This is a genomic window from Microcoleus sp. Pol12A5 (assembly GCF_036701435.1).
Taxonomy (GTDB): Bacteria; Cyanobacteriota; Cyanobacteriia; order Cyanobacteriales; family Microcoleaceae; genus Microcoleus.
On the sequence record NZ_JAUBQU010000016.1, the window covers coordinates 19,046 to 42,121 of the forward strand.

20 protein-coding genes are annotated in these 23,076 nt (G+C 47.4%); 10 read left to right on the forward strand and 10 right to left on the reverse strand.

Annotated elements, in window-relative coordinates; genetic code table 11:
- Nucleotides 1–21 precede the first annotated feature (21 nt).
- The 4 genes from cysT to QUA45_RS06640 all read left to right on the forward strand — a co-directional run bounded on the left by cysT (nt 22) and on the right by QUA45_RS06640 (nt 8,275).
- Nucleotides 22–882: a sulfate ABC transporter permease subunit CysT gene (cysT, locus tag QUA45_RS06625; protein WP_333039210.1), complete on the forward strand. Its 861-nt coding sequence runs from the start codon at nt 22–24 to the stop codon at nt 880–882.
- Nucleotides 872–1,750: a sulfate ABC transporter permease subunit CysW gene (gene cysW / locus QUA45_RS06630; RefSeq protein ID WP_333095823.1), complete on the forward strand. Its 879-nt coding sequence runs from the start codon at nt 872–874 to the stop codon at nt 1,748–1,750. Before cysT ends, cysW begins: the two co-directional genes overlap by 11 nt.
- A gap of 157 nt (nt 1,751–1,907) precedes the next feature.
- The gene (locus tag QUA45_RS06635; RefSeq protein WP_333220020.1) at nt 1,908–2,267 is read left to right on the forward strand and encodes an NIL domain-containing protein; all 360 of its coding nucleotides are present in this window, start codon (nt 1,908–1,910) and stop codon (nt 2,265–2,267) included.
- A 671-nt stretch (nt 2,268–2,938) separates the two neighbouring features.
- Nucleotides 2,939–8,275, forward strand: a complete 5,337-nt coding sequence (locus QUA45_RS06640; protein WP_333220022.1) for a DUF4347 domain-containing protein — start codon at nt 2,939–2,941, stop codon at nt 8,273–8,275.
- Between the two features lie 145 nt (nt 8,276–8,420).
- Here QUA45_RS06640 and QUA45_RS06645 read toward each other — a convergent pair whose 3' ends face one another.
- Nucleotides 8,421–8,801, reverse strand: coding sequence for a cytochrome c (locus tag QUA45_RS06645; protein WP_333220024.1), 381 nt, complete (start codon nt 8,799–8,801; stop codon nt 8,421–8,423).
- A gap of 180 nt (nt 8,802–8,981) precedes the next feature.
- Between QUA45_RS06645 and petG the strand changes: the two genes are divergently transcribed.
- A complete protein-coding gene (gene petG, locus QUA45_RS06650; protein ID WP_015174208.1) occupies nt 8,982–9,101 on the forward strand; it encodes a cytochrome b6-f complex subunit V in 120 nt (39 codons plus the stop codon).
- A 128-nt stretch (nt 9,102–9,229) separates the two neighbouring features.
- Here petG and QUA45_RS06655 read toward each other — a convergent pair whose 3' ends face one another.
- From QUA45_RS06655 to QUA45_RS06690, 8 genes are all read right to left on the reverse strand, one after another.
- Nucleotides 9,230–10,312 (reverse strand): glycosyltransferase family 1 protein, encoded by a 1,083-nt coding sequence (locus QUA45_RS06655; RefSeq protein WP_333220025.1) that lies wholly within the window; start codon nt 10,310–10,312, stop codon nt 9,230–9,232.
- A gap of 93 nt (nt 10,313–10,405) precedes the next feature.
- Nucleotides 10,406–11,476 carry a glycosyltransferase family 1 protein gene (locus tag QUA45_RS06660; protein WP_333095819.1) on the reverse strand — a complete coding sequence of 357 codons (1,071 nt, stop codon included), beginning with the start codon at nt 11,474–11,476 and terminating at the stop codon, nt 10,406–10,408.
- A 14-nt stretch (nt 11,477–11,490) separates the two neighbouring features.
- A complete protein-coding gene (locus QUA45_RS06665) occupies nt 11,491–13,620 on the reverse strand; it encodes a glycosyltransferase (protein WP_333095818.1) in 2,130 nt (709 codons plus the stop codon).
- A gap of 10 nt (nt 13,621–13,630) precedes the next feature.
- Complete coding sequence (locus QUA45_RS06670) at nt 13,631–14,164, reverse strand: hypothetical protein (protein WP_333095817.1); 534 nt, start codon at nt 14,162–14,164, stop codon at nt 13,631–13,633.
- Nucleotides 14,165–14,496: 332 nt separating this feature from the next.
- Nucleotides 14,497–15,567: a glucose-1-phosphate thymidylyltransferase gene (locus tag QUA45_RS06675; RefSeq protein WP_333095816.1), complete on the reverse strand. Its 1,071-nt coding sequence runs from the start codon at nt 15,565–15,567 to the stop codon at nt 14,497–14,499.
- 285 nt (nt 15,568–15,852) lie between these two features.
- Nucleotides 15,853–16,563, reverse strand: coding sequence for a M15 family metallopeptidase (locus QUA45_RS06680; protein ID WP_333220027.1), 711 nt, complete (start codon nt 16,561–16,563; stop codon nt 15,853–15,855).
- Between the two features lie 129 nt (nt 16,564–16,692).
- On the reverse strand, nt 16,693–16,809 hold the full coding sequence (locus QUA45_RS06685; RefSeq protein WP_333095814.1) for a DUF433 domain-containing protein: 117 nt from the start codon (nt 16,807–16,809) through the stop codon (nt 16,693–16,695).
- A 131-nt stretch (nt 16,810–16,940) separates the two neighbouring features.
- Nucleotides 16,941–17,603, reverse strand: a complete 663-nt coding sequence (locus tag QUA45_RS06690) for a class I SAM-dependent methyltransferase (RefSeq protein WP_333220029.1) — start codon at nt 17,601–17,603, stop codon at nt 16,941–16,943.
- A 455-nt stretch (nt 17,604–18,058) separates the two neighbouring features.
- Here QUA45_RS06690 and QUA45_RS06695 point away from each other — a divergent pair, with 455 nt between their 5' ends.
- Both QUA45_RS06695 and QUA45_RS06700 read left to right on the forward strand, forming a co-directional pair.
- On the forward strand, nt 18,059–18,529 hold the full coding sequence (locus QUA45_RS06695; RefSeq protein WP_333095811.1) for a MarR family transcriptional regulator: 471 nt from the start codon (nt 18,059–18,061) through the stop codon (nt 18,527–18,529).
- Nucleotides 18,530–18,692: 163 nt separating this feature from the next.
- Entirely contained in the window at nt 18,693–20,369 is a 1,677-nt protein-coding gene (locus QUA45_RS06700) for an HlyD family efflux transporter periplasmic adaptor subunit (protein ID WP_333220031.1), read from the forward strand.
- A gap of 210 nt (nt 20,370–20,579) precedes the next feature.
- On the opposite strand, the gene QUA45_RS06705 is transcribed toward QUA45_RS06700, so the two are convergent.
- Entirely contained in the window at nt 20,580–21,719 is a 1,140-nt protein-coding gene (locus QUA45_RS06705) for a DUF4365 domain-containing protein (protein ID WP_333095809.1), read from the reverse strand.
- Between the two features lie 286 nt (nt 21,720–22,005).
- Here QUA45_RS06705 and rpmH point away from each other — a divergent pair, with 286 nt between their 5' ends.
- Genes rpmH through QUA45_RS06720 form a run of 3 tightly spaced genes read left to right on the forward strand, consistent with a single transcriptional unit; the run spans nt 22,006 to nt 22,954 of the window.
- Entirely contained in the window at nt 22,006–22,143 is a 138-nt protein-coding gene (rpmH, locus tag QUA45_RS06710; RefSeq protein ID WP_006632320.1) for a 50S ribosomal protein L34, read from the forward strand.
- Nucleotides 22,144–22,185: 42 nt separating this feature from the next.
- Nucleotides 22,186–22,590 carry a ribonuclease P protein component gene (rnpA, locus tag QUA45_RS06715; RefSeq protein ID WP_333073508.1) on the forward strand — a complete coding sequence of 135 codons (405 nt, stop codon included), beginning with the start codon at nt 22,186–22,188 and terminating at the stop codon, nt 22,588–22,590.
- Nucleotides 22,562–22,954 (forward strand): PH domain-containing protein, encoded by a 393-nt coding sequence (locus tag QUA45_RS06720; RefSeq protein ID WP_333067527.1) that lies wholly within the window; start codon nt 22,562–22,564, stop codon nt 22,952–22,954. The genes rnpA and QUA45_RS06720 overlap by 29 nt, the downstream gene beginning before the upstream one ends.
- The last annotated feature ends 122 nt before the right edge of the window (nt 22,955–23,076 follow it).

The window sequence follows — 23,076 nt, forward strand, 5'->3', positions numbered from 1 at the left end:
CGAACTCAAAACTATTCACCTATGGCTGTATCATCTCCAACCAGCAACCATGAGTCTCCGATCGACAATATCAAAAAGGCGATCGGCAAAATCACATTACCTTGGGGAATCACCCTAGGCTACCTCAGCTTAATGCTATTGCTTCCAGTTGCAGCAATGCTGCTGAAAGCCAGCACAGCAAACCCCGCCGAATTTTGGGCAATTGCCACCAGTCCGATCGCTCTTTCCGCCTACGATGTCACCTTCTTTACGGCTTTAATGGCGGCATTAATTAACGGAGTATTCGGCACATTAATTGCCTGGGTATTAGTCCGCTACGACTTTCCCTTAAAACGGGTTGTCGATGCAGCAGTCGATTTACCTTTTGCACTGCCCACCTCCGTCGCCGGTTTAACCCTCGCCACAGTTTACAGCGATAACGGCTGGATCGGCGGGCTGTTTGCACCCTTGGGAATCAAGATCTCATTTACTCGCTTGGGCGTAGGAATAGCCATGATCTTTATTTCCTTGCCCTTTATCGTGCGGACTGTACAGCCAGTTTTAAACGAGATGGAAAAAGACATCGAAGAAGCAGCTTGGTGCTTGGGTGCTTCTCAATTTCAAACTTTCTGGCGAGTAGTTTTACCCCCGTTATTTCCGTCTATTTTAACCGGAGTTGCCCTCGGATTTTCGCGAGCCGTTGGTGAATATGGCTCTACTGTAATTGTAGCTTCTAACATACCCTTCAAAGATTTAATCGCGCCCGTATTAATTTTTCAAAGATTGGAACAGTACGACTATGCAGGAGCAACAGTTATCGGCACTATCCTGTTAGGTATTTCTCTGGCAATGCTGTTCGCAATTAATCTATTACAAGCATGGAGAAGACGCTATGACGGCTAATATCAATTCACCCGCTGATTACAAATTTCCGCCTGCGGGTTCTAGTCGGAGTCAGGAGAAAGCCTGGGTAAAACCAACTTTAATCGGAATTGCGAGCGGCTATCTTGCTCTCGTCTTATTCATCCCCATGCTCAACGTTTTTTACCAAGCTTTCCGCAAAGGATTTGAACCATTTCTTTCTAACTTAACCTCACCCGATTTTCTGCATGCAGCCCAACTTACCCTGATAATTTCTCTGATAGTTGTGCCTGTAAATACAGTTTTTGGTTTGTGTGCAGCCTGGGTAATCGGCCGCAATAAATTTCCCGGTCGCACGCTATTAATCAGCATTTTAGACGTGCCGTTTGCCATATCACCCGTAGTTGCAGGTTTAATGATTGTACTGCTTTACGGTCGGGTGGGATGGTTCGGACCGTGGCTGGAGGGGGCTAATATCAAGGTTATTTTTGCCTTCCCTGGAATGGTACTGGCTACTGCTTTTGTTACCTTGCCTTTTGTGGCCCGCGAAGTAATTCCCGTTTTGGAAGAAGTCGGTACAGATCAAGAAGAGGCAGCTAAAACTTTGGGAGCAAATGACTGGCAAATTTTCTGGAATGTCACCCTTCCCAGTATTCGCTGGGGATTGCTTTACGGAGTAATTTTGACCAATGCTAGAGCAATGGGAGAATTTGGAGCCGTCTCTGTGGTCTCGGGAAATATTGCTAAAAAAACGCAAACTTTGCCTTTGTTTGTAGAGGATGCTTACAAGCAGTATGCGACACAAGCCGCATTTTCAGCGGCGGTAATTCTAGGTTTTTTAGGAGTTATTACCCTTGTGCTTAAGGAGATTTTGGAACGAAAAACTAGCATTAAGGAGGTTGAAGAATAATCATCAGTCATTAGGCTGTAGGCTATACGCAGTTGTTAGTCATTAGTAGGGTGCGTGGCTATCGACAATCAGCTTGGAAGCTCGAAAACCTCGCAGATCCGCACTCTACAAGATATTGGTGCAAAATGTAAACTCAAAAAAACATTAGGAGGCCCAAATGTTAGCTCACAACACTAGCGAATCTGAATTTGAGGCGATCGGCAATTTTCACAGAACCCAAGAATCTGATATCCCCCAATCTGATAGCGGTGACAGCAGACCAACTCAAACCCGCATTCGCATTCGTGTTCCTAAAGAGTACCATCAGGAACCTGTGATCTCTAACTTGATTTCTGAATACGGTTTGACGGTGAATTTTAATGCAGCTTTGTTAGGTGTCAAAACTTTAGATGATGGCTGGTTTGATTTGGAACTTAACGGTACAAGTAAACAGATTGAAAGTGCTCTGATTTATCTCAATGATTTAGATGTGGAAATCTGGAGCAATTCCAATAATCCCGATGAAGAAACTTGGTAATTAGTGAGTCTTGCACGCACCAACTTGGAATAGTTAATACTCGGTACTGACAGGCAGAATTTTATTTATTCTAGCCTGTTTATTGAGTCTAACAGGCTCCAGGAATGTTAGTCATGAGTCACCATATCTATTCCTGTAAAATTACCGTTATCACGCTTCTAGTGAGGAATGCAAGTCCTCATAAAACTCAGAGGACTTGTATTGCTTACTACCAAGCAATTTGATTGCGGTTGTTAGATTGCACATACATATCATTCAGCAGCCAACCACTACCAAATAATATCAGCTTACAGCTAATAATCGTGATTGATAACTCTTGACTCACAAATATCGATCGTCATCAGTTAACTATTAGATTGACATTTTTTATAAAATCTGGTAATTTCTCCATCTCGGGCAGATCAATAAACAGCGCACAAATCTTCTCCAACATTATTGGAACAGCCGGAACAATATCTCCCTTTAAAACTTCTAAACAATCAAACTAACTCAGTTAGGGCAGGGAAGCATAAAAAAACGTTTTTGTCAATATTCAATTTAGGTGAAAGTTAGGGGCGCTCCTCTTCGAGGGCTTCGCCAACGACTCTCATCTGCAGCAGAAAAGCTCGATCGCTGTTGCGGTTGGTTTGTGATATGAATTTGATGTGTGCGTGTACCAGGAGGATTTGAACGTGGAACTTTATAAAGAACCGAAACACCAGATAGTTTTTGCAGATTCACAAGTTAAAGATTGCGAAAGTTTAACAGAAACGGTCAATCCCGATACAGAAATTGTTATTCTGAAAGCCGATCGCGACGGCATTGAGCAAATCGCCGAAACACTTAAACAGCGGCAAAACATTGCAGCCCTTCACATTTTGTCTCACGGCGCAGCAGCCAGCTTGCAACTGGGAGCAACAGAACTAAATCTCAGCAACATTGAAAGCTACCGCAATTATTTAGAAACATGGTTTGCTTTGCCAACAACTGAGGCAAACTCTAACTCTCCAATTACAGCTAAACCCGAAATTCTGCTTTACGGTTGCAACGTCGCCGCCACAGAAGCCGGTGTGGCTTTCGTGGAAAGGCTGAGCCAGCTCACGGGAGCAAATATTGCCGCTTCCGATAACTTGACCGGCAGTGCGGCACTGGGTGGAGACTGGGAACTCGAAGTAACTACGGGAAACATTGAAACACCTTTGGCTTTTTCTGCGGAGGCGAGGGAAGCTTACAGTGCAGTTTTAGTCGCCACATTTGGCGAACTGCGCGATAAGATTCTGGTGGCAAATGTTTTGACCGACACCGACACGATTGCCATCACTGGCGACATCACCTTCGCCCCCGGAGAAGTTCTGCCCAGAATTACTAACCCCATCACGTTGACCGGTGGCGGTTTCACCCTAAATCTCAACACTAACCGGGGCTTCTCTGTAGACAGCGGTGCTGCTGTCAGCATTTCTAACCTGACAATTGCCAACGGTAGCGCTGTGGGTGGTGCCGGTACAGCCGGCGGTGGCGGTGGGGCCGGTATGGGCGGCGCACTATTTATCAACAACGGAGCTGTCACAGTTAACAGCGTGACCTTTACTGCCAACACCGCTACAGGAGGCGCTGGGGCAGCAGCGGTAGCCCCAGCGGGTGCTGGTGGCAGCGCTGATTTTGGCACCCTCTTCGGTGGCACTGCTGGCTTCAACTTCACAACTGCGGGCGGTCCTGGTGCTGCTGGTACTGCTACTGCACCCAATGCTGGTAGTGGTGGCGCTGGCGTTAACAATACTTTTGGAGCGGGCGTTCCCGGCGGCCAAGGCGGTCCGGGCGGTCCTGGTGGCAGCACTACCTTCGCAGGCGGTACTGGCGGCGCAGGCGGCGCAGGCGGTAGCGGTGCGGTAGGCGTCCTCGGCGGTGGGGGCGGTGCTGGCGGTGCTGGCGGTGCTGGCGGTACTGGAGTTGTTGGCAACGGCGCTGGCGGTGCTGGCGGTGCTGGCGGTGCTGGCGGCTTTGGTGGCGGTGGCGGCGCTGGCGGTTTTGGTGGTACTGCTACTGCCCCTGCTGCGGTCGGTGCGATCGGCAACGGTGGTGTCGGCGGCTTCGGTGGCGGAGGCGGCAGCGGTACCGCAGGCGGAGCCAGCACGCCTCTCGGAGCTTTTACCCCGGGCGGCACCGGCAGCGCCACCGGTGGCGGCGGCGGTGCTGGTTTGGGAGGCGCAATTTTTGTTAATGCTGGCAGTTTGACCCTGAACAACAGCACTTTGTTCAACAACACAGCAACGGGAGGCGCGGCTGGCGGTGCGGGGGCGACACCGGGACAGGCTGCGGGGGCCGCGATTTTTGTCAACAGCGGCGCTACAGCAACTCTGACTAACAACACCATTACTAGCAATAGTGCTGGTACGGATCCTGCTGTTGCCAACGGCGGGGGGATTGCGACGAATGGCGGTACTGTGAATGTCCTAAATTCGATCGTCGCAGGCAATCTTGGCGGCGCAAGTCCCGACGTGTTCGGGGCATTCGCTGCCACCAGTATCAACAATTTGATCGGGAATCTTGCTGGCAGCACTGGCTTCGCAGCCACCCAGCAACTGACCGTTCCTCTAGCAAATGTCATCGCCCCTACCGCAGGATTGAACCAGGCTACAGGCGTTCCCCTGACTTATGCTTTGGCTGACAGCACTGGGACTCCTAATCCGGCGATCGATGGCGGCGACGCCGCCGCGGCTGTGGCTGCCGGGGCAACTGACCAGCGGGGAGCTGGCTTTCCTCGGACGATCGGCGCTAGTGTTGATATCGGTGCTTATGAATACGGCCCGATCGTCACAGGGGTTAAATTCAACGACCTTAACGGGGATAGCCTGCAAGGTGCCGCGGCGACTGAACCAGGTCTTCCCGGCTGGGTGATTTCTGTAGGCACGAAGAGCGCTACTACCGCAGCCGACGGCACTTACATCCTCCGCGACGTAAAAACAGATACTCCGATTACAGAAGCCGCGCCCGCTGGAACGCCTGAGAATGCTTGGGTGCAGACCCTCGGCCCGACTCCGGCAAATACGGGTATTGTTAATGTCACCGGTGCCAACTTCGGCAACTTCCAACGGACATCGATCGCGGGCAAAACCTACACCGATCTCGCGGGCAACGGCTTCACGCCCGATGACACCGTATTAAACGGCGTCACGGTCAACCTCTACAAAGACACCAACGCCAACGGTACGCTAGAAGTCGGCACAGATACTGTTGTCGGCACTGCACAAACCACTGCAGGAGCCGGAGATTACACATTTGCTGATATCGGCCCCGGCAATTACCTGATACAAGCCACGGCCCCAGCCAACTCCAGCATCTCTTTCCCCGCTGCCGCAATTCTCGTTAGCGCCCAAAGCGGTACTCCCGTCACCGCCCAAAACTTCGGCGTTTTCCAAAACATCACCGTCAGCGGCACCAAATTCACCGACCTCACAGGCAACGGCTTCTCTGCTGATGACACGCCGCTCAACGGCACCACCGTTCGCTTGTTCAAAGATACTAACAATAACAGCACTTTAGATACAGGCGACGCGGAAATCGCGTCTCAAGTTACAGGCACCGCACCTGCGGCTGCTGGCACTTATAGCTTTGCCAACGTCGGCTCCGGTAGGCACTTTGTGAGAGAAGACGTACCGACTGGTTTCTCACAAACCGCAGGCCCGACTTTTTATCCAATTAACCCAGTCAGTGGCACAAACATTACGGCTCAAGACTTCGGCAACTTCCAGTTGGGCAAAATCAGCGGGATTAAATTTAACGATCTCAACAAAAATGGCATCCAAGAAGCGCCAGCAGAAGAACCCCTAGGAGGCTGGACAATCTACCTGGATGCCAACAACAACGGCGTCCAAGACGCAGTAGCCGCCGAAACAGGCACTAACGCCGCCGTCACCGATGTCGCCGGTAACTACCAGTTCACCAACTTGCCAGCCGGCACTTATACAGTGCGGGAAGTGCCACAAACAGGCTGGACGCAAACTGTACCCCCGGTCAATGCAGCTACGCCTACTCTTCCCGGCGCGTTTACGATCGCCGTCACCAGTGGCACAGACTCCCAAAACAACAATTTCGGCAACTTCAAGCCCAACTCGATAAGTGGTCTGAAGTTCAATGACCTCAACAACAACCGGGTACAAGATACCGGGGAACTAGGGCTTGCCAATTGGCAATTCTTCCTAGATACCAACGATAACGGCACTCTCGACACCGGGGAACCGAACACCCTCACCGATGCCACAGGCAACTACAAATTCCTCGATTTGTCAGCAGGAACCTACAAGGTGCGGGAAGTGTTGCAGCCTACTTGGACGCAAACTACCCCCGACCCGGATGACATCACTGTCACCAGCGGTCAAGACATCGCTAATATCAACTTTGGCAACTTCCAGTCGAGCACAATCAGCGGTCAAAAATTCAATGACCTCAACAACAACGGCGTTAAGGATGCCGGAGAATTGGGGCTGGGTAACTGGCAAATATTCCTCGACAGTATCAATCCCGATGGCATCTTTCAGCAGGGCGAACCGACTACCATCACTGATGCAGCGGGCAACTACACTCTCCGAGATATACCCGCAGGTACTTACCAGGTAAGGGAAGTCCAGCAAAACGGCTGGACGCAGACGACCCCTAACCCCGCCCCCGTTACGGTTAATCCCTCCGATAACATCACGGGCATTGACTTCGGCAACTTCCTGCCCCAACCCGGAGCGATCCAAGGTCTGAAGTTCCAAGACACCAACAACAATGGCACTCAGGATGCTGGAGAACCGGGTTTACCCAACTTCCAAATTCAGTTAACCAATGTTGTAGCTGGAACTGCTCCTGCTCCTGTTACTACTACCACAGACAACAGTGGTAACTACCTGTTCGCAAACCTAACGCCGGGAACCTACCGTGTCCGGGAAGTCAACCAAACTGGGTTTACCCAAAGCACACCCCAACCCGCCGACATCACCCTAACTTCGGGCGCTATTGTCACTGGCATCAACTTCGGGAACTTCCCAGCGCCGACGCCGACTCCGCCGACGCCGACTCCGACCCCGCCACCACTACCACCTGTACCGACGCCGACACCTGCACCTGCACCGGCGCCGACACCTGCACCTGCACCGGCGCCGACACCTGCACCTGTACCGACGCCGACACCGACGCCTGCACCTGTACCGACGCCGACACCGACGCCTGCACCTGTACCGACGCCGACTCCTGCACCTGTACCGACAGATTTGGTTTGCCCTGAGAACTTCCCCAGAATCGCTACTCCCAATGAACCCGGCACTTCTTCAGCGGGTAATGTGATCAATGGTCCTAACGGCGACGATACGATCGTGGGTAGTGCCGGCAGTGACTCTATCTTCGGATTGGGCGGCAACGATTTGATCTTTGGCCGAGGGGGCGGTGACTACATTAATGGCAATACGGCCAACGATACTGTCTACGGAGGCATCGATAGCGATACTCTCTTCGGTGGCAAAGGGTTTGACCTGATTTTTGGCGATCGCGGTAACGATACGATTTATGGCAATCGTGGCAATGACTCTCTTTCTGGCGACGAAGGCAATGACTTATTGTACGGGGGCAAAGCCGAGGACGTAATTTTGGGAGGCGCTGGCGACGATGTGCTATTTGGCGATCAAGGCAATGACACTCTCTGCGGCGGCGAGGGTAACAATACCTTAATTGGCGGCAGCGGCGATGATTTGCTCTTTGCTGACACCGGCGATAACTTGCTCTTTGGCGGCATTGGCAGCGATACCTTCGTCGGTGGCAGTGGCAGCAATGGCTTTGTCTTGTCAGCGGGCGGAGGAATTGACACCATTATCAACTTCACCGCAGGAGTTGATTCGATCGGGTTGCTCGGAGGCTTGGACTTCAATCAACTGTCATTGACCGAAACTAATGGCTCGACGGCGATCGGAATCGCCAACAGCGACCAGATTTTGGCTATAGTGACGGGCGTACAGCCGAGCCAGTTATCGGCTCAGAGTTTTAGCTTGCTGGTTTAGTCTGCAGATAAAACTCGGCAGTTGCAACAGATCCTACACTTGCCTGTCGGCCCACCAGAGACGGACTAACTGAAAGCAGAGCCTCGAAACCCATGCTTCGAGGCTTTGCCAAAGAAGGGGAACGAATTCCGTTCCCCTTCTTTGGTCAAATTTGTTCGAGATATTTCAGCAAGTCGGCCATTTCTTGCGGACTCGGCTGAAACTGCGGCATTGGTGGGGTTTGCCCGCTGGTGACTTGCCGGATCAGATCGAATTCGGATTTGCGCTCGGACACTCCGTGCAAGTTGGGCCCGACTTGACTGTCTGAAACGGATATGTGACAGCCCGCACAGTTCATTTGAAAGATGGCAGAACCCTGAAACGGGTTGCCCGTGAGGGATAGTACGCTTTTGACGTAAGGATCGGCGACTTGAAACTGACGAATTGCGATCATTGCCAAGATGATGGCAAGCAACACCGCTACCCCAAATATGGCTAGTCGCTCGAGCGGGTTTTTAATTTCATTCCTGGCAAGTTGGTTATTCAAAGGAGTGCTATTAAAAATAGTATCTACAAGAAAATTTATTTCTCATAACATAGCTTAATCGTTCGCAGCGGGGAGAGCAAGATCTCATACTCCCGGAAGGGCGTTTTTTGGAAAATTCATCTGTGTAAGTGCTGGTAATATTAAAAATAGGTTGTTAAATCTTAACGTTAAGGAGATCTCATGGTAGAACCGCTGCTTTCAGGTATTGTTCTGGGCCTAATCTTTGTTACTCTGTCGGGGCTGTTTTTTGCTGCTTATCAGCAGTACAAGCGCGGCGATCAGTTGGGTATCAATAAGTAAAAGGGGCTACAGTCCCTCACTCAGGCTGTCAGGGGGAGGGGGAATTGGGAATTGGGCATGGGGCATGGGGCATTAATCTACCTACTGACTTCTTCCTTCTTCCCTCTTCCTTCTTCCTTCTTCCCTCGTTAAAGATATCGATCGAGAATAGCAGCAGTTTCCAGACCTGTTTTTTCCCAGCTAAATTGTTTTGCTCTGGCTAAACCGAGCTCCCGCAAGTGCGATCGAACTTTGGCATCGACTGCAAGCTGGTGCATAGCAGAGGCAATTTCTTCGACGCTGTAGGGGTTTACTAATAATGCTGCACCCCCAGCCACTTCGGGCATTGAAGACAGGTTAGAAGTGATTACAGGAGTGCCGCAGGCCATGGCTTCGAGCACGGGGAGTCCGAATCCTTCCCAAAGACTGGGGAAAACCAGGGCGATCGCTTGGTTGATGACTTTGGGCAAGTCGGCTGCGGGGAGGTAATCTAGGAATTTTACTCGATCAACCAACCCCAATTCTTGAACTTGCGCCTTCAGCAATGGCGTATAGCGTTTGTCTTCCGAACCTGCTATCCACAATTCGTACTCGGAATTCTGCTGCAAAGCAGCAAACGCTGTTACCACTCGCTGCACATTTTTATATGGATTGTGGCGCCCGATATAAAGAAAATAATTGCTTGTTGGTAAGTCTAGAAAACGAAAAAAACTGGTATCGTATCCGGGGAAAATTGGCGTAATTAAATTAGTAGGAATATTGCAAAAATTAGTGATATCTTTGGCAGTTGATTCAGAGTCGCAAATGACGTGTTGAGCCTGTCGCAGCACTTGGGGAATGTAGTAGCGGTGATAAGGTGTCAGAGGATCGAAGCGGCGGGGAAATCGCAGCGCTATTAAGTCATGTACTGTAATTATATAGCGGCAACCTGCAAATAAAGGAGCTTCGGGAATTGGCGAAAATAACAGGTTAGATTTTAGCTGCTTGTAAATTTTGGGAAGTTGAGTTTGTGTCCACAGCAATCGGTTGATGTGTCCTTTGGTTCCTTGTTCTGGTGTGAGATTGGCGGGAATTTGGTAGCAGTTACTATTGGGAAAATTTTCGGCTGTTAGTAATGTTGGATTGAGGGGTTTTAGATGGGGAAATAGGTTTTTGGCGTAGATCGCTAAGCCAGTTGGTTTGGAAATTAGGAAAGAAAGGTTGATCAGTAAGTTAGATTGGGAATTGGGCATGGGATAATATGTAGATTGCGGTTTTTTGGTGGGAGTTTTTTTAACCGCAGACGGCGCAGAGGACGCAGAGAGGAGAAAGGAAGAGAGGGATATTTAAAGATATTGCTGTAAGATGTTGGCGGTTGCTTTTCCGGTTTTATTCCAGCTAAATTGAGATGATCTGGCTAAACTAGCAGTTTTTAAGTTCGATCGCACTTTTGAATCTGTGGCTACTGTTTGCATGGCTTCGGCTATTTCTCCGACGCTGTAAGGATTGACTAATAATGCCGCATCTCCGGCTACTTCTGGCATCGATGATAGGTTGGATGTGATGACTGGTGTGCCGCAAGCCATTGCTTCTAAAATTGGTAAGCCGAATCCTTCCCACAGTGTAGGGAAAACTAGGGCGATCGCCTGATTCATCAGTACGGGCAATTGAGAATAGGGAACGTAACCGAGAAATTTTACCAAAGATTGTAAACCTAATTGTTCAACTTGTGCTGTCAACTGCGGCGTGTAGGCATTGGGAGGCCCTGCTAGCCACAATTCGCAATTTGCGCGATCGGGCAAACTCGCAAATGCAGCAATTAATCTTTCTAAGTTTTTGTAAGGATCGTGTCTGCCCGTATAAAGAAAATAATTTTTGGCGGGCAAGTCGAGATATCTAAAATTAATATTATCGCAAGCTAGGGGAATTGCGGTCATATTTTTAGGCGGAATTTGGTAAAAATTAGCAACATCTGCCGCCGTTGCTTGAGAATCGCAAATAATGTGTTCTGCTTGCCCCAAAACCTGCGGTATGTAGTAGCGGAAATAAGCTGTTAAACGAGAAAACCGTCGGGGAAATCGCAAAGGAATTAAATCGTGAACTGTGACGATGTAGCGGCAGCCGGAATACAAAGGTGCTTCAGGAATTGGGGAAAACATGAGGGTGGACTGCAATTTTTTGTAAATTTTAGGTAACTCAAACTGAGTCCACAGCAGCCTGTTAATTTGTCCTTTAGGGCCGCGATTCGGTGTCAGAGTGTCGGGGATTTGATAGCAAGTATAATTTTCAAGTTGCTGGGAAGCGAGTAATGTTGGTTCTAGCTGTTGCAGTTGCGGGAAAAGATTAGCGGCGTAAGTCCCGATTCCCGTTGGTTCGGGTGTTAAGAATGATAAATTGATTAAAAGTGGGTTAGACACGCTTGAATTAGCCTTTAAGTTCGATCGAGCATTTGAGCTATATCGGCAGGATTTGGCAGCCGAATTGTAGCATACTCTTGGTGAATAATCTCAAAAAAACTATTGACTTTTTTATCGAAATGTGCAAGTCTAAACTTCTGACTGCGTTGCTGTGCGCCAGCTTGAAGTTCTGCTAGCAAATCGGGATTAACAATTAGTTGATGTGAATGCTGGCAAAGTTCCTCAACGGTATTGAACAAAAAGCCCGATCGCCCATGTTCGACAATTTCCGGTTGGCCGCCACCGTTGAAAACAATCGGAGCACAACTATTTTGCATTGCTTCTACAGTCGCCATACCGAAATGTTCAAATCTTTGAGGATTGACTTCACCCAAACCGCAGGCGTGCCAAAATATACTCGCTCTAGCATAAAGCGATTTTACCTCATCAAAGTCAGCATTGACTTTTAGCTCGATCGCCCTTGAATCTTGCTTCAATAAATTCTGAACAGTCTTTAAATAAGGATTTTTCGGAATGCTGCTGCCCACTAAAATTAGTCGCCATCCTTGAAGTTCTTTGGGATAATCTGCTAGCAAACAGCGGAAAGCTTTAATTAGTTCAATTTGTTTTTTTGTTCCCCCAGCTTCAAACTGTCCCACAGCCAAAATTATTTTTTCTTTCGGAACTTTAACTGTTGCCATTTCCACGGGCGGATAAAGCAGAAAAGTTGGCTGTATGTTCCAGCGTTTCTCCAACCACTTAACAGTAAATTGACTGTTGGCAATAATGAAAGTGTAGTCATCGACAGCAAAGTGACGGTTGCGGAAGGTATTGGGAAAGTGGCAGAAAAATATTGAGATTGGCGACAGTGGCTTAACTTTTTCCAGTTGGTTCGCGTTGATAAAAATATCGTAGTTTTTGCTTTCTCTGGCAATTTCATCAAAGGGATTTTCCATATCTTCCACGATGATGCTGGAATCGATGCACTGCATTCCGCGTTTCTCGTAAAACGCCAAGGGCATAATTTTAATTTTGCACCCTGAAAGGTTAAGTCCGTACCACGATTCTAAGTCGGAAACAGCAACTGGTTTGTTGGCGATAAAAGTAATGTCAAATTCATTTTGTAGCAGCGAGGCGATGGTCGCGACGTATTTTTGACCGCCACCAATAAAATGCAGCCCGTGATCGTAAATGGCGATCGACATTTTGCGATCGCCCCGAACCACCTGCAATCGAGACAAAATGCGATCGATCTTCATCCGACTGTAAATCACCGCCAACTTTTCCGACAACTGTGGCAATACAGTTTCAATGATTTCTGGTTTCTGATAATCCAGCAGCTTTTTAATCGCTACAAATAAACTCTCAAACAGCAAATCGTACTGCTTGTTAGTAAAAAAATCAGAAGTATGAATTCCTTTGACTAATTGCAACGGTTCATGTTTTGCCAAATACAAAAACCGATTCCGGTTGCAGAAATACTCGGTAAGTTTGCTTCCTTTACTCGAACCCCTATATTCGTGATGGGCGATAGCTGCGGGACTATAAAGCATTTTCCAACCGCGTTTGTGGCAGCGTTTGGCAAACTCTACATCCTCAAAATACATGACAAAATCTTCATCTATCGATCCCACATCTTCGAGACATTCTCTGCGAAAAAGCACAGCCGCCCAACAAAGCCCTTCGACTTCCCGTTCTGTATCGTACTGTCCCGAATCTTTTTCGCCAAAACCGACATCTTTCCAATAAAAATTAGGCAATTGCTGAATGCCAGCGCTGTTAATCTGCCCGTCTTTAAACAGCAATTTGCCGCTAGTCGCACCTACTTCTTTATTAGTTTCTAGCCGTTTTACAAGAATCTCTAACCAGCGACTGTCTAGGGTAGCATCGTTATTTAGAAAGCCGATATATCCTCCTTTTGCCGCGCTGATGCCGAGGTTGAGGGCTTTAGCAAAGTTGTTGGCGGAGTTGACAAAAATCCGAACTTTTGGAAATAGTTCGCGCAGGGAAGTAACGGAATCGTCTTGAGAGCAATTATCAATTACAATTAAATCTAGTTGCTGTTCGGGATACGCAAGTTTTTGTAGAGATTTTAAGCAATCTTTCGTGTGGCGCAGACCGTTATAGTTGACTATAATTAACGAGCATATGGGCAGTGTTGTCATCTTTGATGCTTTATTGTTGTCGATCGAGCAATTCAGCCGTAATCTTCTCTAAAATAGCAGTATGTTGCTGCTGCACTTCTTTAATTTGCTCTATTTCCGACTGAAAAGCTGCGATCGCTCTTTGTTGAGTCTCAAGCTGTGCTGTAACTTCGGGAGATGCGCTGCTGAAGTCGGATTGAATTTTTTTCTCTATAGTTTGCTGATTTTCTTGCAATTTTTGCAATTGAATGCTCAGTGTTTGAACTACGCGGGTATTAGCGAAATTGTAAATAACTTGGCGTTCTAGTACGGGTCTGAGCAATTTTCGGACTATTTTTCTAACGGCTATGACTGCGGAACCGAGTCGCCTTTGGTAAGAGGTAATGGGGATGTTATAAATGTCGAAACCTGCTTTTAAAAGGGCGATGTCTTCGTCATCTTCATTTTGGGCGATCGCACTATTTTCGGTTCCCAACAGAGACTGCTCAGCAATACCAATTCGCGGCTCCAAAGTTTGTCGCAATTTATGTATTATCTGTTGAGTTGGTATTTCTTCGTACTGCAAACTTTCCTCTCCTTTAGATAACTTACTATGACTTATTATGGAACAGGCATCATTGCTGTTGCAATCATTATAACTAATTGTGAACAGGCAGCTTTGCTGTGTGAATAATTGTGGAACAGGCAAGATGCGTGTTCCAGGGCGGGCAGGATGCCCAACCCTACTCCCCACAAGAAAATTCATCTCTTGTTACATCAAGATTATTGCTTCCGATATTGGCAATATCTGAATTTAAGCTATAGCCATCCTAAATCATTTGTGAATTTCTTAATCCCTCCCCTTACCAAGGGGAGGGTTGGGGTGGGGTAAAAAGTTTACGGCTTCTGCAAGGATTGCTATAACTCAATTTGACTGTCATCACCAATCATAAACCGCAGAGCTTTTGGACGAGCCGGCGCATTTGTGAGTTGAGCTCGTTGCCCGATCACGCTGTCAACAATTCGCTGGTGAATGCCAACTATTTTCGCCCCTTGCAATATTACACTGTGTTCGATATCGGCATCAATCATCGTCACGCGATCGGCAATACTGCTGTAAGGCCCGATAAAGCAATTTTCAATGCGGCAATTTTCCCCAATTACCACTGGCCCGCGAACTGTAGAATTAATAATTTCCGTTCCTTCCCCTATTTGCACTCGCCCGATAATTTGACTTTTCGCATCTACTGTTAATTCAGTTGAAGCTACTATACGGCTATCTAAAATGATTTGGTTTGCACTCAGCAAATCGTCTTTTTTCCCCGTATCCAGCCACCAACCTTCTAAATTGCAGGCTTCTACGTGTTTTTCCTGATTGATGAGCTGTTGAATGGCATCGGTAATTTCGAGTTCGCCCCGGGGCGAAGGTTGAATTTGATCTATCGCTTCATGAATACTAGGAGCAAAAAAATAAATTCCCACCAGTGCTAAATTTGACGGCGGAACTTTGGGTTTTTCTACTAACTGCAAAACTCTTCCGGTCTCATCAACTTTTGCCACACCGAAAGCAGAGGGATTGGGAACGGGACGCAGCATAATCAGAGCGTCGAGTTTCTGCTTGTTAAAAATCTCTAAAAACGGATCTAACTGATTCTGAATTAAGTTATCTCCTAAATACATAATAAACGGAGAATCGCCCAAAAATGGTCTGGCAACTTTCACTGCATGAGCGAGTCCCGCCGGCTCTGCTTGCAAGATATAAGTAATTTTGGCACCGAAGCGAGATCCATCTCCTGTTTTCGTCTTCACCTCTTCCCCGGTTTCGGGACTAATAATAATCCCAATATCCGTAATCCCAGCCGCCACAATTCCTTCAATTCCGTACCACAGTATCGGCTTATTTGCTACAGGAACCAACTGCTTAGCACCCGTATAGGTGAGGGGACGCAAGCGTGTTCCTTTACCGCCAGAGAGGATGAGTGCTTTCATTTGGTGAACTCTGAGTTATCCTTTAGGGTTTGCGGTGCTGGCAAATATTGCCTGCACTTGTTCGCTCTCGTTGATTTTAAACTACCGCTACCCCGCTGGCAATAGTTGCCGTGTCTTATGATACAAATGATTTATGCCGATCGAGCTTTTATAGTCCTGGACGCATAGAGTGTCAGCAACTGGGTTTCTTGCGGAATAAAACACCTAAAAGCTGAGGTTTTTTGTCAATAAACGTGGTTTTTAAACGTTGCGAGTGCGCCAGTCCAGATTTAATTGCGTACCATTTTAATAGCGGCCGTATCGGGCAATCAATTGACTACCACTATTGTTTTGATTTGTCAACCAAGCCCACATCTGATCGCCCAGACAAAAATGCCACCATTCGTTAGGATGTTGCTGAAAACCCGCAGCTATCATCGCATTTTTTAAGATTTGCCTGTGACGGTGATATTGCTCTTCTTGTGGGTGATTGCTGTTAGCAAAATAATCGGGATAAGAACGTTCTGATATTTCATCAATCGGAGAACCCATATCAATTTGCAGATTATTTTCACCGACTAAAGCTATATCTAAAGCAGCACCTGTACTGTGAGGAGGAGGCGTCGCGCGATCCAGGCTCGGTACTGCCCAAAATTGATAGACGTGTTCTATGATCACTTGGCGTTTGTCTTCCGAAACCGGAAATTCACACCCTTGAGCTAGGGCAATTTGATTGAAAGTATAATCCACCATAAATTGCTGGACTTCGACCGGCCGATAAGCATCAAATATCAGAATTTTCCACTTGGGATGATTTTGTTGTAACTGGGTTTGAGCGGCGATTAAACTATCTACAACTCCTTGCCGCAAATAGTAAGGCGAATCTGCTTTGCTGTTGTGATAAGGAGCCCCCAACTTTTGATAAGGGTGCGGGATTTCAAAGGCAAATTGTTCTGGTGGAATGGGGACTAAAGGTTCGCCGCATTCGTCGATAGCTATTTGCTGGTATGGTTTCATATCAAGGTTTTACCCTACTTTATGATTGCGGGTGAACTACAATACTCAGTATATGCTTTTCACTTGAGTCCGTCGCGCTGCAAATAGCAAAACAGCTAGAATATCCTCATTTTTATTGTCATCTATAATTTATGTAACATTCATACCAGAAATGAGTAATTCAATAATTAACTTTAGTGGATATCGGAGACCGCGAATACAATGTTTTACGTGAGCGATATTTGGAGCGAATGTGATGCGCTGCAAAAGCTGGTTTTCTATATTTTAGGATAAAATATTAAATATATCCTAACCTAAAAAACATAAATTTCGAGCGGTTGGTAGTAAGGGCTTTAGTGCTTTCAATCTCCATCTAAAGTCCTTACTGCTAAAAAAAATTAACTTTGGCGGTAAGCAACTACCGCATAAAACGGGTCGCCACTTCCTATTCGCAGCATTTGCATAAAACTCGGCAAGTTAGGCTTGCGAACTATTACTTCCGGCTTGCTAAATCCGGGTATATTCGCTCCTTTGACAGAATTAAAGTAACTCTTGACTAATTCTACCCGATCGCCCTCGGAACCTTCCCGCCAAGCCGCGATCGCCTTTTGATAAAACATCCGGTTGGAAAAACTCATAATTGCTACGCCACCCGGCTTCAAAATCCGGTGAATCTCGGCAAAAATCGCATCCGGGTGCTGCAAATACTGTACCGAAACACAGTTGACAACGGCGTCAAACTCTGCATCCGGCAGCGGCAATTTGGGATTTGCGTTCAAATTCTGCACGAAATAATGATTCAGTCTGCGATTTTTTGCCAACTCTTCTTCATTCATGCCGTGCCCTTCAACATGGGCAAATTCCATCTCGTCGGGCAAGTGAGAAACCCAACTGCTCATCATATCAAAAATCCGAGTATTCGGTTTCAGCCGTTCCCGATATAAATCGGTTAGTTGCTGGATGAATCCATCGTCTACGTGAGTCACAAACCGGGGAGCGGAATAGAACAAATTGTCGTCGGTGTCGTCTAACTTGGTGCGTTGGTCGGCTGGAAGCAACATAAATTATGATCTGGAAGTAGATTTACCCTTTCTAGTTTAAGAAAAATTAAGAAATGTAAACACACCTCGCAGGGCGGACATGCGGTTTGCAGGGTGATGCTCACAGTGCGATCGATAATCGCATGGAAAGCTACATATCCTCCGCAGCCCCACAGTCTGCAAGTGTACCCGCGAGTCCGCTAGGGACTTAAGTCCCTGGCTTACAGCTAAAGTCCACTTTAAGTGGAATAAAAAGCAGTGGCAGTCTCGACGATCGAACGATCGAGCATCCCATCAGTTAAGCTTGAATTTTTTAGTCGGTTTCAACCAAATTCAGCTTTTAGTCTGGGACTTAAGTCCCAGGGGGATTCCCGGTTTTAGCATAGCTGGCGACCTCAAAAAATTTGCTTGCGCCCCCTTGACAAAACCCCAAAAAATATCATACTCTAATAATACGAACGCTAACTAATAAACATATGGTTATTGCATCCACTGTCAAGCGCATAAATCTAGCTCAGTGGTACGACGTTCTCGCCCCCCACAGCCTGGGCTACCGTCTCAAACTTCTGGCACAGCTAGGCAGTCGCAGGCTGCAAGAGGTACTTGAACCCTTTGGCTTAACACCTTTTCACTGGCTGGTACTCTGCTGTTTGTGGCAAGAAGACGGTTTGCCGACTTCCAGCATTGGCGACAAACTGCAACAAGTAGGCGGAACGCTGACAGGCGTGATCGATCGCATGGAAGAAAGAGGCCTAGTCCGCCGGGAGAGAGACACGCGCGATCGCCGCATTTGGCGCATTTGGCTGACAGACTCCGGCAGGGAACTGCAAGAGGTATTGCCCCCGCTGGTAGCTAAAATCAGAGATCGAGCTGTCGAGGGAATTTCACAGGCCGATCGAGAACTCTTTTCCGAACTGATCGATATCGCGATCCTGAATCTTTCCTAAACCGACAAATCAATCTTTTGAGTGAAGTGCAGCAGCATCTACCTCTACTACATTACAAGTATCCGTAAAATACTACGCACTCTTAAAAAAAGCCGTCTTACTAAATAAAAACTACGCACTCTAAACAAACGACATCTTACTAAAGAATCAGGAGTCAAATACAGTGAAAGGCACAAACGAAACCAACCCAACAGAACTCAACGGCAACAGCAAATCAGTCGCCGTATTAGAAAAACCCATCGACGACAGCATCGCTAAAAGCCTACCAGTAATCCCCGCCCCAGAAACAGAAATCAGCGCCCCCGCCGAAGTCAAAACAGGCGCAGAAACAGAACTGCAAGCACCCCTGCCGACGGCTGCAACACCCAAGAAAAAAGCCCCGAAAGCGTTGATATTAGCAGCGCTGGGCCTAGGGGCGATCGCAGCAGGCAGCTTCGGCTACCGCTACTGGCAATACGCCTCCATCCACCAAGAAACCGAAAACGCCACAGTTGCCGGACACATCCACCAAATCAGCAGCCGCGTCAACGGTACTGTCGCCGAAGTCTTAGTACAAGACAACCAACAAGTAAAACCCGGACAACTGCTGATCAAACTCGACCCCCGCGACTATCAAGTTAAAGTCCAACAAGCCCAAGCAGCCTTAGAAAACGCCCGCCGCGAAGCCGAAGCAGCCGAAGCCAATATTTCCCTGGCCTCTCAAACCAGCCAAGGCAAAACAGCCCAAGCCCAAGGAGATATCAGCGGTGCAAACGCTGCTATTTCCACCGCCCAAGCAGCACTAAGAGAAGCCCAGCAAGGCGTACCCGCAGCAGAAGCTACCGTTGCTGAAGCCGAAGCCGGCGTACCTGCAGCGCAAGCCAAAGTCGCCCAAGCCGAAGCCGGAATTCCCCAAGCTCAAGCTAAAGTGAAGGAAGCTGAAGCCGGGATTGCCGCAGCGCAAGCTCAGCTAGCACAAGCGCAGGCTAATCTGGTCAAGACGCAAGCTGATTATAGACGGTACGAAAGCTTGCAGTCTGAAGGTGCGATCGCCCGCCAGCAACTAGACGCAGCGAGAGCCGCCTACGAAGTAGCCCAAGGCCAAACCACCGCAGCCCAACAAGGAATTGCCCAAGCTAGAGCGCGGTTAGCCCAAGCTAAGGAAGGCGTAACCGAAGCTCAAGCAGCAGTAGCCCAAGCTCGAGAAGGGGTAAAACAAGCTCAATCCCAAGTAGCGCGCGCCCAAGTCGGTGTCGCCAGCGCTCAAGCTAAAGTCGCCCTAGCCGAAGAAGGTATCAGCACTGCCGAAGCAAAACTTGCTGCATCAAAGGGCGGATTGCAACAGGCGCAAGCTACGGGCGAGCAAACTAAAGTCAGTCGATCGCAGTATGATGCTGCTAAAGCTGCGATCGGGCAATCGGAAGCTGCGGTTAAAGACGCTCAACTGCAACTTTCCTACACGAATATTACTGCTCCGGCCGCCGGACAAATCGGCCGCAAATCGGTTGAAGTCGGGCAGCGGGTGCAGCCGGGAACTCCGTTAATGGCTATAGTAAGTAACGATTTGTGGGTAATTGCTAACTTCAAAGAAACGCAACTGGCAAACATGAAACCAGGCCAAAAAGTAGAAATTAAATTAGATGCTTTTGGTAGTCGCAAGTTTGAAGGTCATCTCGATAGTTTTTCCCCTGCTTCTGGCGCTCAATTTTCATTATTGCCTCCCGATAATGCTACGGGAAATTTCACCAAAGTTGTGCAGCGGATTCCGGTGAAAGTTGTGTTTGATGCCGAAAGCGTTAAAGGATACGAATCGCGGATTGCACCGGGGATGTCTGCTACGGTAAATGTGGAACTGAAATAAGGGAAGAAGACGGATGAATTTAGAAGTCTGGGATTTGATTTTTTGTGAATAGAAGAGGAAATCCAAGACTTCTGGGAGTTTGAGAAGTTTGAAAAGTCTGGGATTTGATTTTTTTCGGTTAAGGGCGATCGCCCTTGCAATATCATCTGGGAAAGTTAGGGATATGGTAGTGAAAACGAAACCGAAATCTCCTTCACCAGCTAGTCAAACTTAAAGCGTGTTTGGAAACTTCAAGGGTAAAGAGTATTTGCGTCCAGACAAATCAAAATAGTGCCAAAGTATTTCTCTTCTCGGATCTGGATGCAGATAACTACCCGTCCTCCTTTCCCTTGTTTCCGTAGAAACTGTTTTACTAGCCACCAGACTAATGGCATACCACTGCCCATCCACCTTGAAAAGATTTAATTTACCTGGTGGTATTTCATACCAAGCTATTGCTGAAATAGACCTTCTGTCTACTATTACTGAAATGCTTCCCCCAGGATAACCTCCGCGTGACATGAGATTTTTGTGTAGCTCGCAATTAGTAAAGTCAAGGCTTAGTAAATAACATATTTTTTCAAAGGTTTCATGACTAAGAATATAATTTCTTTCAACTGGCATTTGCAGTAGGATAGCTTCTCCTCCTTTTAACTCACCCCAAGCTCTAGCTTTAACTTCCTTACTATATCCTTCACCACCGAATGTTTGTGCATAGACTGTAACTGGAGAACCAGGGCTTCCATATGCACACTTGGCATTAGCGATTCGACTACCTTCTAAGTAGTAATGCATTAATCCTTTGATAGTCATTCTCTCTGGCGAGGATGACCTGTCAAATTCCAGCCTCAATGTTCCCAGATAATCGCCCTGCCGAGGAGTAGCTGAAGCTTGCATATTAACTATTGATACCAATTGAGCAGGCAGTGCATCTACATCTTGCTCAAAACGATTTTGAAGAGGAACTGGAATCGAAACCGTTTGTTGTTCTTGCCAGTTTTTATTAAGCGAGCTAAGAAAATCCTTTGGGAAAGACCAATAGAAATTGTAATTTTGACGATCAACTACAACTAAAAATGTTGGATTGGGCTGGATTAACCAATAATTAATAGTCGTTACTGCAATACGAACTCGAATTGAATCGCCTTTGAATTCAGACTCTTCTGTACCTTTGCATTGAACGTTAAATAACTTTCCAGTTGGGTACTCTCCTTGCATAAGCTCACAAATGAAATCAATCCCCATATCCCGATCTTGTTGAACAGGATGAACATTACAAAACTTAGTTAAAACTGAATTAAGAAGGTCAGCAGCACTTACACCAATTCTCTGAGCGTCTGTACGTTTAGGTAAATTAGGTAAATTTGTCATTACGGTAATGGAGCTTTTTTCACAATTTTAACTAAACCGCTATCTAAGGCGAAAGCAAATAGGAATAGAAATACTTTAAGTAGAAGATGGCTTTGTCTGTGTAACTTATAATTGTATCGCAGTTTCGGTATAATACTTAATATAATACAAAAATACCGCAACTTCACTCTTACTCTCATTACATCTCAACTGTAAAAAATATTATTGCCAATAAAACAACTCTATGGTAAACTAGAAGATTGTGAATATTAATCAAAAGTAAAGTAACAAGCCGGGAGAAATCAAAATGACACAGCAAACCCTGCACGGAACCAGCCGCAAAAGAAAAAGAACATCGGGTTTTCGCGCCAGAATGCGTACCGCGACTGGTCGATTAGTAATCAAAGCTCGCCGCAGCAAAGGTCGCCACCGCCTTGCAGTGTAGCACTGCATCAAGGTAGAGAGGCCTCAACGCTCGCCCTACGCCATGTTGCCCGATACAAACCGACTTAAGCACCGAAAAGACTTCAGCGCCGTATACCGCAAGGGAATGCGCCGTAACTCGGCCCATTTCAGCTTAAGAGCTCTGCGTAAACCAAAAAGCGCCGAATTAAGCAAACCGACAGCCGAAAAATCCTTGCAGCCAACTCGCACAGGCATTTCCATTAGCCTGAAAGTCAGCAAACGCGCTGTAGTCCGCAACCGGATTAAGCGTCAGATTCGGGCAGCTTTGCGACACCTATTGCCCCGATTAAAATTCGGGTGGGATTTAGTAATTGTCGTGCGTCCGATCGCACAAGAGTGCAATTATGCAGAAATTCTGCAAGAATTAGAGCAGTTGTTGGTAGAAGCCGAGGTACTAGATGGGAATTCGAGAGGAAGTATATTATGAAGGCGGCCCCGCGCCGGGAGACTTGATCCTCAATTTACTCCTGGGGCTGACTGTGGTGGGAATCCCCCTAGCAGTAGGAGCAATTGTCCGAGCTCTGTGGCTGCGGTATCGGATCACCAGCCGCCGAGTGTCCGTAACTAGCGGTTGGATGGGGGGCGATCAGACAGACGTTATCTACTCAGATATAGTCAAAATCGTCACAGTACCTCGCGGTTTCGGGACTTACGGAGACATGGTGCTCACCATGAAAAATGGCAGCCGCTTGGAACTCAGAGCTATGCCGAAATTTCGAGCAATGTATGACTACATTAACGAAAAACTGCCCGTAGCAGCTCAAAAAGCAAACGCGGCCCAAGCTAAATAACCGCACCGCTTCACCCTCAAATCAGGGTAAAGTCACTGCGACTATTGGCAAACTCATTACCACAAACCCGCAGACCGGGCGGTCGATCGACGGGCCATGTCCTAAGATAGAGACAAAACCCT

Bases quoted from the DNA above. Each gene is read 5' to 3' on its own strand.
- cysT (WP_333039210.1), top strand. From the start codon at position 22: ATGGCTGTATCATCTCCAACCAGCAACCATGAGTCTCCGATCGACAAT.
- cysW (WP_333095823.1), top strand. From the start codon at position 872: ATGACGGCTAATATCAATTCACCCGCTGATTACAAATTTCCGCCTGCG.
- QUA45_RS06635 (WP_333220020.1), top strand. From the start codon at position 1,908: ATGTTAGCTCACAACACTAGCGAATCTGAATTTGAGGCGATCGGCAAT.
- petG (WP_015174208.1), top strand. From the start codon at position 8,982: ATGGTAGAACCGCTGCTTTCAGGTATTGTTCTGGGCCTAATCTTTGTT.
- QUA45_RS06655 (WP_333220025.1), bottom strand. From the start codon at position 10,312: ATGCCCAATTCCCAATCTAACTTACTGATCAACCTTTCTTTCCTAATT.
- QUA45_RS06665 (WP_333095818.1), bottom strand. From the start codon at position 13,620: ATGACAACACTGCCCATATGCTCGTTAATTATAGTCAACTATAACGGT.
- QUA45_RS06675 (WP_333095816.1), bottom strand. From the start codon at position 15,567: ATGAAAGCACTCATCCTCTCTGGCGGTAAAGGAACACGCTTGCGTCCC.
- QUA45_RS06680 (WP_333220027.1), bottom strand. From the start codon at position 16,563: ATGAAACCATACCAGCAAATAGCTATCGACGAATGCGGCGAACCTTTA.
- QUA45_RS06690 (WP_333220029.1), bottom strand. From the start codon at position 17,603: ATGTTGCTTCCAGCCGACCAACGCACCAAGTTAGACGACACCGACGAC.
- QUA45_RS06695 (WP_333095811.1), top strand. From the start codon at position 18,059: ATGGTTATTGCATCCACTGTCAAGCGCATAAATCTAGCTCAGTGGTAC.
- QUA45_RS06705 (WP_333095809.1), bottom strand. From the start codon at position 21,719: ATGACAAATTTACCTAATTTACCTAAACGTACAGACGCTCAGAGAATT.
- rpmH (WP_006632320.1), top strand. From the start codon at position 22,006: ATGACACAGCAAACCCTGCACGGAACCAGCCGCAAAAGAAAAAGAACA.
- rnpA (WP_333073508.1), top strand. From the start codon at position 22,186: ATGTTGCCCGATACAAACCGACTTAAGCACCGAAAAGACTTCAGCGCC.
- QUA45_RS06720 (WP_333067527.1), top strand. From the start codon at position 22,562: ATGGGAATTCGAGAGGAAGTATATTATGAAGGCGGCCCCGCGCCGGGA.